Below are 11,900 nucleotides of genomic sequence, written 5' to 3'. Positions count from 1 at the left end.
CTACAAAAAACACAACACATTTTTTACGGTAAAACCGTAAAAAATGTGTTGTTTGTCGACACAAAACAACTCTTCATCTAAAACATGTCAAATCATTTCATTACATAACTATTTGATTGTAAATTTGATACAAATCAAGTAGTAAATTCATTAAGCCCCAAAAAATATGAAAACTATAATTCTTTCCATTTTTGTTTTGTTTTCTCTTTCTACAATTAGTGCTCAAGAGACCACTTCTACAGAACCAACAAAAGCTGAATCTAATAATGTAAAGAATACTAAAGTTGATTTTTATCAGACTTTAATTGCTGTGAATAATTTTGATATTAAAATTAAGAAAGTAGAAACTACCAGCGTAGAAACTAAAACTGATTTCTATAAGACCTTAATGATTAAAAACGGTTTTATCAATGATAGCGAAAAAACTACCCGTTTAGCTAACAACAACCTAAAAGATAAGGACTCTACAATTACTGATAGCACACAGATTACTGGATTATTGCCATAATTTTTTGAATATATATACACTAACCGCACCACTATTTTCTTGCTTGATATAGTGGTGTTTTTTTTTAGTTAAGTTTAGAAAAGCTTACATTTATGTATGCAAATTCATGAAACCGCTTTTATTGTTTCCACATACCGTTCATATCACGAGAATGTAAGTAAAGATATCTATGCTAAATTATGGAACAATCCTAAAACAGAAGCTCTTATACCATCAATTACTAAAGCGATATCTAAGGAAGAACCTATCTTACACAGTATTAGGAATAGATACTTTTACGAAAGATTGAAATCTTTTTTTGACAAAAACAATGGAGGAACACTGATCAATTTTGGAGCAGGCTTTAGTATGTACCAATTCTTACTGAATGATCATGTATCAACCATTGAAATTGACAAAGCAGATATTATTGAATACAAAAAGAGTAAAATAGATTTGTGGACTCAAGAAGGTAAATTACCAAAACGTGATGTTCAATATCTAAGTCTTGATTTTAATCTAGATTCTGAAGAAAAGATGATTAGTTCATTAAAAAAAATGATTACAAAAGCACCTACTTTTATAGTACTGGAAGGTGTATTATTTTTTCTAAATAAAACTATTACTCAAAAACTCTTTACCGTATTTAAAGGATTACAAAAACAAGGTGATCTTATAGGTAGCGTATCGTATGTCCCTGAAATTGAAAAACTAGAGGTCTATAAAAGATTACTTAATTATTTTGATTCTCATAATGACGCTAATGATGCATTTGCTCATCAGACTATTCCAAATTCATATTATGAAAATCTCGATGGATATGTTTTAAAAGAACATATCGATGAGTATCAATTATCCAAACAGTATAATCCAGAATCTCAATTAGCTAGTGCAAAAGAAATACTTAATGAACATATGTATCTTCTAGAAAGAGTTGATTAAATATATCTAAACCTTATTTCATAACTTTGGCCATCACATGATATCTCGGATCATCAATATCATGTTCTATAACATTTGCCAATCTTGGAGAAGCTTTAATCATCAAAGCCTGACACTCTTCGCTCAAATGTTTTACACGCACTGTTTTACCTGCTTCTTCATACTTACCTACTAAGTTAAAAATAGCCTCTAATGCTGAATGATCACTAACTCTAGATTCGATAAAATCAATTTCTACATTTTCTGGATCATTTGCCACATCAAACTTAGAGTTAAAAGCCTGAATACTTCCAAAGAATAATGGCCCCCATATCTCATAAACTTTAGTCCCATCTTCCTTAATGTGCTTTCTTGCTCTAATTTTTTTCGCATTTTCCCAAGCAAATGCCAATGCAGACATAATTACTCCTGCAATAACGGCAACTGCTAAATCAAAAAACACAGTCAATGAAGAAACTGAGATCAATACAATTGCATCTGTTAAAGGAATTTTATTTAGTATTCTAAAACTAGACCAAGCAAATGTACCTATCACTACCATAAACATTACACCTACAAGCGCTGCAATAGGAACTTGCTCAATTAATCCAGATGCAAACAGTATAAACATTAACAAAGTAACTGCTGCAACAATACCTGATAAACGAGTACGTCCACCACCTTTTATATTAATAATCGATTGTCCAATCATAGCGCAGCCACCCATTCCTCCGAAAAGACCTGTAACTATATTTGCACCACCTTGCGCAAGACATTCTCTGTTAGAATTTCCTCTGGTTTCTGTAAGTTCATCAATAAGATTAAGTGTCATTAGCGACTCTATCAACCCAATTGCAGCCAAAATCAATGCATATGGCCCTATAAACTTAAATGTTTCCCAGGTCATCGGGACTTTATTAAAAATATCAAACTGAAATTGTGGTAATCCTCCTTTTAGACCTTCTCCTCCTCCATCTTTAATAAAACTACCCACTGTAGCAACATCCAATTTACCCAAGATTACAATAGCCGAAACTACCAAAATAGCTATTAAAGCTTCAGGAAACTTAGCAGTAGCTTTTATTTTAGGAAGTCCCCACATAATCAACATTGTTAAAGCAACTAATCCCAGCATTAAAAACAATCCCGATCCCTGCATCCAAGCTTTTTCTCCTTGAACATACTCCTTAAACATTCCTAACTGAGAAAGGAAAATTACAATTGCTAATCCGTTGACAAATCCCATCATCACTGGATGAGGTATTAAACGCACAAACTTACCAAGCTTAAAAACACCAGCGAGCATTTGGATAACACCCATTAAGATAACTGTAGCAAAAAGATAATACAATCCTAATTGTTCACCCTCTGCTCCCATAGCATTTCCTTCTGCCACAAGACTCACCATAACTACAGCAAGTGCTCCAGTAGCACCAGAAATCATTCCAGGACGCCCTCCAAAAATAGAAGTAATTAATCCAATCATAAATGCCGCATACAAACCCACTAAAGGATCTACACCAGCCACAAATGCAAAGGCTACCGCTTCGGGAACTAAAGCTAAAGCTACAGTCAATCCTGATAGAATATCATTTTTGGCATTTGCCACTCTTTTTCTTACAAACTCAGTCATAATCAGTCTATTTTGAGGGTGCAAAAATACAGTTATTTTGTGTCCTGACAAGTAAAATCATAACCTATCTATTACCAAAACAAAACTAAAACGTTATAGAAGATCTTAAAAATATAAAACTTAGTATATTTATGCCTAACTCATAATGCTCATGCGAACCATCACTCTCATTATCAGCTCACTGTTGATTATATCTTGTAATTCTACTAAAAAAGATACTGCCGAAAACTTTGATTTTACCACTATTTTTGAAAAAAGTAATGGCACAGAGACTCCAACATATCCAGAAGTTATTACCTATTATCAAAATTTATCCAAAGTCTACCCAGAAATCAATATTCAAGAAATTGGAAGTACGGATAGTGGCCACCCGCTTCATATAGTAACACTCAATCCAGATCAAATATTTGATTTCGAAAAAATAAGACGTGACAAACGTATTTTATTGATCAACAATGGAATTCACCCTGGAGAAAGTGATGGTATTGATGCAACTATGCTTCTTTTTAGAGATATTGCTAAAGGGATGATCAAAACGCCAGAACATACTGTTTTAGTTACAATTCCGGTGTACAATATTGGAGGTGCGTTAAATAGAAATTCTGGAACTCGAACTAATCAAAATGGTCCTAAAGCATATGGTTTTAGAGGGAACTCCAGGAATTATGACTTAAATCGAGATTTTATAAAAAATGACACAAAAAATGCACAGACGTTTGCAGAGGTTTTTCATTTAACGCAACCAGATGTTTTTATTGATAATCACGTTAGTAATGGTGCCGACTACCAGTACATACTAACACATCTATTTACTCAACACAATAAACTAAACGGAAATCTTGGTGATTATTTACACAACCAAATGCATCCACAGTTAGAAAAATCGCTATCCAACAAAAATTGGGACATAACACCTTATGTAAATGTTTGGGGAACAACACCAGATAAAGGATGGACACAATTCATGGATTTTCCTAGATACTCTACAGGATACACAACGCTATGGAATACCTTAGGAATGATGGTAGAAACTCATATGCTAAAACCATATAAACCAAGAGTACTAGGGACATATGAATTAATGAAATCTATGATCGATATCACCGAAAAAGATGGAGAAAAAATAAAAGATCTTCGGCAAAAAGCTTTTACCGACTTACCAAAACAAAATACATATCCGGTAAATTGGAAAGTAGACACTACCAACGCTACTAATTTCGATTTTAAAGGATACGAAGGGTTATATATAAATAGCGAAATCACAGGTGCTAAACGTTTAAAATATGATCAAAATAAACCCTACACCAAAAAGGTTAGATACCAAAACTATTTCTCTCCAACTTCCGAAATTACTATTCCAACTTCATATATAATACCTAAAGGTTGGTGGAATGTCATTGATAAATTAGACCTTAACAAAATATCATACAAAGCTGTACAAAAAGACACTACAATCTCTGTAGAAGTATACCATATAAAAGATTATAAAAGTCGAAAAACGCCATATGAAGGACATTATCTTCATTATGAAACTACAGTCAAAAGAAGCACCGAAATAATAACTTTTCGAAAAGGAGATTATATAATCCCTACAAATCAAAAAGGCTTTAGGTATTTACTAGAAACATTAGAACCTGAAGCCCCAGATTCATTTTTCAACTGGAACTTCTTTGATACCATTTTACAACAAAAAGAAGGGTTTTCTCCTTATGTTTGGGAAGACAAAGCATTAGAATTATTGGAAAATGACAGTAATCTTAAACAAAAGTTTGAAGAGAAGAAAAATGACACTGTATTTGCTAAAAACTGGTATGCACAATTAGATTGGATTCATAAACAATCTGATAATTATGAGAAAGCACATATGCGCTATCCTATTTATCGAATCCTAAAATAACTTTATGTCAGATTTAGTTTATCTATTTTAACCTTAATTCCTGATGCTTGCATCTCTTTTTCGATACTTTCGAATTGAGTTTTATCTACGCTTTTTGTGATACTACCATTTTTTAGATAATGTAAATAATCGCAAGTTTCATAAAGTGTTGAAAAAATGTGGGATGATAATATTACTATTTTATTAAGTTGTTTTAACTTAATAAGAATTTCATTAATGACAGTATTGCTATATATATCAACTCCGTTAAAAGGTTCATCTAGAATAAAAACATTATTATTCTGCAATAATATACCTGTTAACGCTAATTTTTTCTTCATTCCTGTAGAATACCTTTCTGCGTATTGTTGCAAGGGTAAGTCAAAAATATTTTTTTCGCTAAAATCATTAATTTTAATATTCCTAGCATTACATAATAATTGCAAATACTCTTTTCCTGTAATTTTAGAAAGAAAATAAGGATCTGTAGGTAAAAACCCCATTACATTCTTCATATTACCTGCATCATAGTCGATAGAACCATTAAAACTTTCCATCCCAGAAATAGATCTAAACAAAGTAGTTTTTCCAGCTCCGTTCTCTCCTACTAAACCATGAACTTCGCCAGGATTAAATGTTAGATTAACATCATTCAAGACATGGTTATTACCGTAATACTTATCTAAAGATTTTATTGATATCATTTTAGCAAAAGATCTAAGTTATTCAAAGCTTTATTATAAAAATAAGGTAATGTTATTATCATTAATAGAGGAAACAAAATACACAATACTCCAATCACTCCTTGCATAATCTCTAACCCTTGACTCCGAAAAGCATATTTCATAAATACAAACATTATCAAATATACCCAACCTAACATTAAGAAAAGTACTGCTATGTGTATCTGATTCAAATAAAATACAGATAAAAACACAAACATTGGAATAGTTAGCAGAAAGCTATATTTGATAGCAATTAATACTTTATGCATTAAAAATTCTTTAGAATTCATTGCATGTACCCATATATAAAATTCTGGATCCTGTTTCATGTAGTAACCAGAACAGGTCAAAAATACAGCTACGATAGCAAATAAACCCAAGTTAAAATTACCTTTAACAACAGCAATAATTACTAAACCATATATCAATAAAAATATCCAAAAAGTTTTTCTAAACCCTATTATAAACTCAGAAGGTTTTTTACTAAATGGTGTAGGTACTATTAAAGAAACTTTACTTCTTTTCTTAAACAACGAAACTAACAATGTCAATAAAAGCATAAAAACTACTTCCACATAATATGATTTATACAACAAGAATATTGCAAACGGTAATGTTCCTAGCAAACTATTAAGCAATTTGATTTTTTTGAGATTGTAACTTGAAAAATGTTGTTTTATAAAATCACTATGTCCAGAGCTACTAAACGAATAAACAAAAGCGGCACTCAATGCTATATAAAAATAAGATGCATAAGGTACTTTGTTAAAAAAAAATATTGACAACCAATAAAACAGTACAATAATAATAGGATACCCTATTATTGGCTCTGTACCAAAATCTTTAAAAGATCGGTAAAGTCGCTTACATTGCAATTGATAATAATATTTCAAAAGTTATTTATTAAAAAAAGAATCTCTATCATTGGTCATGTTTTAGCCATAAAAGTTACAATGTTCCCAAATATCTGACTTCGAAAAAAGATTTTCTAAAAAGACTAACTATCGTTTTAATTTACCTAAAAAAATCTTAGTGACTTAAAAAACACAACCATAGGTAACAGAAAACTTATTCAACAACATATAGCTTCATATAATTAATCAATAAACTTTTATCATAATATTTAGCACTATTTTCATGTACCTGTTGAATTATAACAAATATTTACAACGTTTTATTATTAAACCTTAACGATAATGAAACTGTTCTATAGAAGGTTTATTGAATAGTTTTATTGCAAATTTAAAAAGTGGGGTAGTTTGAAAAAGATGATTACTTTTGCAAATGATATTAACTTATCAAAATACTAGAAAACAACAATTAGGAATTAAATAGTTTTAATGCTTAAACAATCTATTGAACTGATTGCTATCAAGTAAAAAAATAGATTAAAGTAAAGAGGAAAAATCATATTCCGCTAATGCAAAATTGCATTAAAAAAATTTAAAAAACGGGAAATGAAGGGATTATTTGATGATGTATCATTTAAGTGCAGTAAGATAGTTACACAAAATTATAGTACTTCATTCTCTATGGGTATCAAACTGTTTGACAAATCAATAAGAGATAGCATATTTAGTATTTATGGATTTGTACGTTTTGCCGATGAGATTGTCGATACATTCCACGATTACGATAAGACTACTTTGTTTTCGAATTTTGAAGAAGATTATTACCGTGCTTATGATCAAGGTATAAGTCTTAATCCAATACTAAACTCATTTCAAATAACTGTTCGAAAATACAACATTGATGATGAGTTAATCCAGGCCTTCTTAAAAAGCATGCGCAGTGATTTATCAAAGAAAGAGTTTGATGATAATGAGATTAAAGAATACATATATGGATCTGCAGATGTAGTAGGATTAATGTGTCTTAAGGTTTTTGTAAACGGTGATGAAGAACGTTATCAGGCTTTAAAACCCGCTGCAATGCGTTTAGGCTCTGCTTTTCAGAAAGTAAATTTCTTGCGTGACATCAACGATGATATTAATCAGTTACATCGCATCTACTTCCCTATCTTACGGGATAATGAACTAACTGAAAATATCAAGAAAAAAATTATTGAATATATTAATGAAGATTTCAAAGTGGCTCTAGAAGGTATTAAAGAACTTCCGGACAACTCAAAAAATGGAGTTTATGCAGCATATCTTTATTACACTAAGCTTACCACCAAAATAGAGTATACACCTGTTGAGAAATTACTGAATGAACGAATTCGTATACCAAATAGATCTAAAATATGGACATTAGCGTCTATTTACATCAGTAACAAACTTAAACTGGCATAGAACACAATACTAAACTTTACGAACTATGTCTCTTTATCTAATTATTCTTATCATATCACTCGCTGGACCTCTGGCTTTGAGTTTTGAGAAAAATCTTAAACTATATAAGCGTTGGAAATATTTAATTCCAGCAATACTAATAACCATGGTTGTTTTTGTTGCTTGGGATATCATTTTTACTCATATTGGATGTTGGTTTTTTAATCCAATCTATAATTCTGGGATTTATATAAAAAAGCTTCCTTTAGAAGAATATCTATTTTTTATTGCAATTCCGTATGCTTGCGCATTCTCTTTTTATGCGGTTAAGTTTCATTTCCCTAAATTCAAAGTAAATGAGAAATGGACTAAAATTTTAACCATTCTAATTGTAATCGCATCCCTTACAACCTCATTATTAAACTACGATCTCACGTACACTTTTGTTAATTTTCTTGTTTTACCAATAATACTCCTATTGGGTTATTATTTTACAAGAGAAGTAGTACAATATTATTTAGCTATATACCCAATTTTACTTATTCCATTTTTCATTATTAATGGAATACTAACTGGAACAGGAATTGAGCAAGCCGTTTTTGACTATAATCCAGAAGTAATACTAGGAATTCATGTTCTTTCAATTCCGCTCGAAGATATGTTTTATAATTTTTCATTGCTTTTATCCCCCTTAATGCTCACTCATATTTTTGAAATGAGAGCTAAAAAAAACAAACAGGTATGAAAATTGCATTAAAGGATTTCAGAATTCATGGCTTGTATTTATTTGGTGAGCATGTTTGTTCATTTAATGAAATATCAATCTGTTTAGCAAGCACTAAAATTATTGCTAATAAAACACTCTCATGATAGATGAATCGGATGATTAAATACATTATTAATGAGGGACTTCCTATAACTTTTATAGTTTTTTATTGCGTAGGGTTAGTTTTGTATTTCACACCTATTACTCATGATCTATTTATACTAATTACGCCATATACCTTAGTGCTTGTTTCTGCAGCGGTCTTTTCCCATCACAAAGAATGGAGTTTAAAAACGATCATAGTTTTAGCTAGTATATTTATATCAGGTATACTAATCGAAATTATTGGTGTAGCAACCGGTAAAATTTTTGGAACTTACACTTATGGTCAAGGACTTGGTATTAAAATAATAGACGTACCAGTTATTATTGGTCTTAATTGGGTCTTCTTAACATATGCATCGAACGGAATAATATCTAAATACACATCAAAAAATAGTTTGATCATTGTGGGCGCTGCATTATTAATGGTATTATACGATATCCTATTAGAAAAAGCAGCTCCGTTGATAGATATGTGGATGTTTTCTAACAATGAACCTCCTGTAAATAACTACATAGCTTGGTTTCTATTAGCTTTACTATTTAATTGGGTAATTCAGAAGTTCAACATAAAAACAAACAATCGCCCTGCACGTTGGTTATTTTTTATTCAATTTGGCTTTTTTATAATTTTAGTTATTCACCATATTTACACACTGAAATGATACGAGCGAATCATAATAAATACTGGGTGAAATTTTCTTATTTGTATACCAAAATACTAATAGGATTTTTCTTTAGTAGTATTAAATATAAAGGTGAATATGAAGAAAAAGGCCTTCCTATTTTAATGATCAGTAATCATTTCTCTTTTTATGATGGTTTTATTCAAATCTTATTAAATCTAAAAGTCTTTAAACGAAGGTTTAACTTTATGATGCTTGAAAAAGAATTGAAAAAAAACATGATGCTCACCAAAATTGGTGCAAGTTCAATCAATAAAGGAAAAAAGTCTAGTATCGCTAGCCTTGATTATGCTGTCGAAATGCTAGAAGACAAAGAAAATCTATTTTTATTTTTCCCTCAAGGGAGAATCCAAAGTATCTACACAAAAGAATTTACTTTTGAAAAAGGGTTACTTTCTCATATTTTAGCAAATACTAAAAATGATTTCCAATTGGTATACAATATTAACCTTATTAATTATGGCACTAAACTAAGGCCAGATATATCTGCGTACTATGAAACACATACTATTACTAAAAATACAAATGCCGAAGATGTAGAACGACAGTTTAATCGTTTTGCAGAAGTGTGTTTTACAAAACAAGGTGTAAAATGATCTATTTCTGTTATTTTTTAATAATCTTACTTAGTATCAGATTGCTGGTAGCATTTGTTAATTACCTTTCGTTTGCGTATTTACCAAAAACAACTTCATTAACTTCTGTTCCGTCTGTTTCTATTTTAATACCAGCTCGTAATGAGGAAGAAAATATCGGAACTCTACTAGAACAACTATCAACATTCCAATATAATGAGCTAGAAATCATTGTCTATAATGATCACTCGACGGATAAAACGGAGAGTATTATTAAACACTGGGCAGCCCTCAAACCTAACATTAAATTACTAAATGGGGATACGCTTCCAAAAGGTTGGCTAGGTAAAAACCATGCTTGCCATCAACTCGCAAAGGCTGCTACTGGTAACATATTACTTTTTTTAGATGCAGATGTAAGTGTAAAAAAAGGGGTAATCAAACGCAGCATTAGTTATCTTCAGCAACACGACCTACACTTACTATCGATATTTCCAAAGCAAATAGTTAAATCTTTTGGCGAAAAAGTTTCGGTACCTTTAATGAATTGGGTTTTATTAAGCATCCTTCCAATTTACCTAATAAGAAGATCAAAAAATAAAATTTTTTCAGCGGCTAATGGTCAATTTATGATGTTTAAAGCTGCTACATACAAAGAAATATGGCCTCACGAAAGATATAAATCTAACAAAGTAGAAGATATAGCTATTATAAGACTATTTAAACAAAAAAAACTAGCCAGCGACACACGTTTAGGAGATAATGATATTTCTTGTAGAATGTATGTTGGATTAGATGAAGCTATTGAAGGATTTATAAAAAACATATTCCAATTCTTTGGTAATAGTATTTTAGTGACTATTACTTTTGGAATACTAACAACTATCGCACCATTCGTAGTATACCTATACATGGGTTTATGGTGGCTAATTGCTTATCTTTTTGGCATTGTATTCATTCGATTTTTTGTCATGCTAGCAAGTCAACAATCAATTGTTCTAAACCTACTATTAGTCCTACCACAGCATATTATATTTCTTTTAATAATAATTAAGGGGCTCATCAATAACAAACAGAAAAAACTAATATGGAAAGACAGAAATATATTACAAGATCTATAATTTCGATCATAACTATACTGTTTTCAATGCAATTAGGCTTTTCTCAAAGCCCTTATCGTGATCCAATTTACAAAGCTTATTCAAGAGGTAAAATGGATAAATGGTACGAATTAATGCATTCTTGCGAAAAAAATGCTAATCCCAATAATTTCGAAGAACAATTAGAGCTTATCAGTTACTACTATGGCTATACCGCTTGGTTAATTGGGGCAGAAAAAGATGATACAGCTGAGGAATACATCGATAAATCAGAAAGAATTATAGACAAGTTACTAGAGAAATCCCCAGAAAATGCAACTTTATTAGCCTACAAAGGAGCTTATATCGCATTTACCATTGGTATCTCTAATTTAAAGGCTATTTACCTAGGCAGAAAAAGCATGAGATACATAGATAAATCTATTGAACTTGACCCAGAAAATATTCAAGGAAATATCGAAAAAGGAAACTCTATGTATTACCGCCCGTCTGCTTTTGGTGGAGATAAAGCAGAAGCGATTAAATACTACATTAAGGCAGTTAAAAGCTTTGAAAAACAAGGATTGGTTGTAAATAATTGGATGTACATAAACACAATGACGGCTCTAGGGCAGGCTTATGAAGCTACGGACCAAATACAGTTAGCCAAATTATGTTATGAGAAAATAATGCGAATATTCCCAAACTTTATGTGGGTTGAAGATGAACTCTATCCTGATATGATAAAACGTAATAATCTATAATATTTATCATCCT

Annotated in this window: 12 protein-coding genes; 9 read left to right on the top strand and 3 right to left on the bottom strand. The window is 31.0% G+C overall.

Translation table 11 applies throughout. The annotated features are described in order from the left end of the window. Positions 1–166: 166 nt before the first annotated feature. Positions 167–508 (top strand): hypothetical protein, encoded by a 342-nt coding sequence (locus tag J8L88_RS12265; protein ID WP_027392373.1) that lies wholly within the window; start codon positions 167–169, stop codon positions 506–508. Positions 509–604: 96 nt separating this feature from the next. Continuing rightward, positions 605–1,429: a class I SAM-dependent methyltransferase gene (locus tag J8L88_RS12260; protein WP_027392374.1), complete on the top strand. Its 825-nt coding sequence runs from the start codon at positions 605–607 to the stop codon at positions 1,427–1,429. 13 nt (positions 1,430–1,442) lie between these two features. Here J8L88_RS12260 and J8L88_RS12255 read toward each other — a convergent pair whose 3' ends face one another. Beyond that, a complete protein-coding gene (locus J8L88_RS12255) occupies positions 1,443–3,041 on the bottom strand; it encodes a SulP family inorganic anion transporter (protein WP_027392375.1) in 1,599 nt (532 codons plus the stop codon). Between the two features lie 151 nt (positions 3,042–3,192). Here J8L88_RS12255 and J8L88_RS12250 point away from each other — a divergent pair, with 151 nt between their 5' ends. Further along, a complete protein-coding gene (locus tag J8L88_RS12250; protein WP_211060856.1) occupies positions 3,193–4,938 on the top strand; it encodes a M14 family metallopeptidase in 1,746 nt (581 codons plus the stop codon). 2 nt (positions 4,939–4,940) lie between these two features. On the opposite strand, the gene J8L88_RS12245 is transcribed toward J8L88_RS12250, so the two are convergent. Together J8L88_RS12245 and J8L88_RS12240 are read right to left on the bottom strand one after the other, a co-directional pair. Then, positions 4,941–5,621, bottom strand: coding sequence for an ATP-binding cassette domain-containing protein (locus J8L88_RS12245; RefSeq protein ID WP_211060855.1), 681 nt, complete (start codon positions 5,619–5,621; stop codon positions 4,941–4,943). Beyond that, positions 5,618–6,535, bottom strand: coding sequence for a hypothetical protein (locus J8L88_RS12240; protein WP_211060854.1), 918 nt, complete (start codon positions 6,533–6,535; stop codon positions 5,618–5,620). Before J8L88_RS12240 ends, J8L88_RS12245 begins: the two co-directional genes overlap by 4 nt. 564 nt (positions 6,536–7,099) lie before the next feature. On the opposite strand from J8L88_RS12240, the gene J8L88_RS12235 reads away from it, so the two are divergent. From J8L88_RS12235 to J8L88_RS12210, 6 genes are all read left to right on the top strand, one after another. Beyond that, complete coding sequence (locus J8L88_RS12235) at positions 7,100–7,936, top strand: phytoene/squalene synthase family protein (RefSeq protein ID WP_027392379.1); 837 nt, start codon at positions 7,100–7,102, stop codon at positions 7,934–7,936. A 25-nt stretch (positions 7,937–7,961) separates the two neighbouring features. Continuing rightward, a complete protein-coding gene (locus J8L88_RS12230) occupies positions 7,962–8,660 on the top strand; it encodes a lycopene cyclase domain-containing protein (RefSeq protein WP_035084859.1) in 699 nt (232 codons plus the stop codon). A gap of 137 nt (positions 8,661–8,797) precedes the next feature. Continuing rightward, a complete protein-coding gene (locus tag J8L88_RS12225) occupies positions 8,798–9,448 on the top strand; it encodes a carotenoid biosynthesis protein (protein WP_158594455.1) in 651 nt (216 codons plus the stop codon). Beyond that, a complete protein-coding gene (locus tag J8L88_RS12220; protein WP_027392380.1) occupies positions 9,445–10,065 on the top strand; it encodes a 1-acyl-sn-glycerol-3-phosphate acyltransferase in 621 nt (206 codons plus the stop codon). Before J8L88_RS12225 ends, J8L88_RS12220 begins: the two co-directional genes overlap by 4 nt. Further along, positions 10,062–11,165, top strand: coding sequence for a glycosyltransferase family 2 protein (locus J8L88_RS12215; protein WP_027392381.1), 1,104 nt, complete (start codon positions 10,062–10,064; stop codon positions 11,163–11,165). The genes J8L88_RS12220 and J8L88_RS12215 overlap by 4 nt, the downstream gene beginning before the upstream one ends. After that, positions 11,132–11,887, top strand: a complete 756-nt coding sequence (locus J8L88_RS12210; protein ID WP_035084862.1) for a M48 family metallopeptidase — start codon at positions 11,132–11,134, stop codon at positions 11,885–11,887. Before J8L88_RS12215 ends, J8L88_RS12210 begins: the two co-directional genes overlap by 34 nt. Positions 11,888–11,900: the final 13 nt, after the last annotated feature.

This window comes from Aquimarina sp. MMG015 (assembly GCF_018100855.1).
GTDB classification, from domain to species: Bacteria; Bacteroidota; Bacteroidia; order Flavobacteriales; family Flavobacteriaceae; genus Aquimarina; species Aquimarina latercula.
The sequence above is the reverse complement of the archived record's forward strand: the minus strand, read 5'-3'. Positions and strand labels throughout refer to the sequence as shown.

Excerpts from the sequence above, each read along its gene's own strand:
- J8L88_RS12265 (WP_027392373.1), top strand. The coding sequence starts at position 167 with ATGAAAACTATAATTCTTTCCATTTTTGTTTTGTTTTCTCTTTCTACA.
- J8L88_RS12260 (WP_027392374.1), top strand. The coding sequence starts at position 605 with ATGCAAATTCATGAAACCGCTTTTATTGTTTCCACATACCGTTCATAT.
- J8L88_RS12255 (WP_027392375.1), bottom strand. The coding sequence starts at position 3,041 with ATGACTGAGTTTGTAAGAAAAAGAGTGGCAAATGCCAAAAATGATATT.
- J8L88_RS12250 (WP_211060856.1), top strand. The coding sequence starts at position 3,193 with ATGCGAACCATCACTCTCATTATCAGCTCACTGTTGATTATATCTTGT.
- J8L88_RS12245 (WP_211060855.1), bottom strand. The coding sequence starts at position 5,621 with ATGATATCAATAAAATCTTTAGATAAGTATTACGGTAATAACCATGTC.
- J8L88_RS12235 (WP_027392379.1), top strand. The coding sequence starts at position 7,100 with ATGAAGGGATTATTTGATGATGTATCATTTAAGTGCAGTAAGATAGTT.
- J8L88_RS12230 (WP_035084859.1), top strand. The coding sequence starts at position 7,962 with ATGTCTCTTTATCTAATTATTCTTATCATATCACTCGCTGGACCTCTG.
- J8L88_RS12225 (WP_158594455.1), top strand. The coding sequence starts at position 8,798 with ATGATTAAATACATTATTAATGAGGGACTTCCTATAACTTTTATAGTT.
- J8L88_RS12220 (WP_027392380.1), top strand. The coding sequence starts at position 9,445 with ATGATACGAGCGAATCATAATAAATACTGGGTGAAATTTTCTTATTTG.
- J8L88_RS12215 (WP_027392381.1), top strand. The coding sequence starts at position 10,062 with ATGATCTATTTCTGTTATTTTTTAATAATCTTACTTAGTATCAGATTG.
- J8L88_RS12210 (WP_035084862.1), top strand. The coding sequence starts at position 11,132 with ATGGAAAGACAGAAATATATTACAAGATCTATAATTTCGATCATAACT.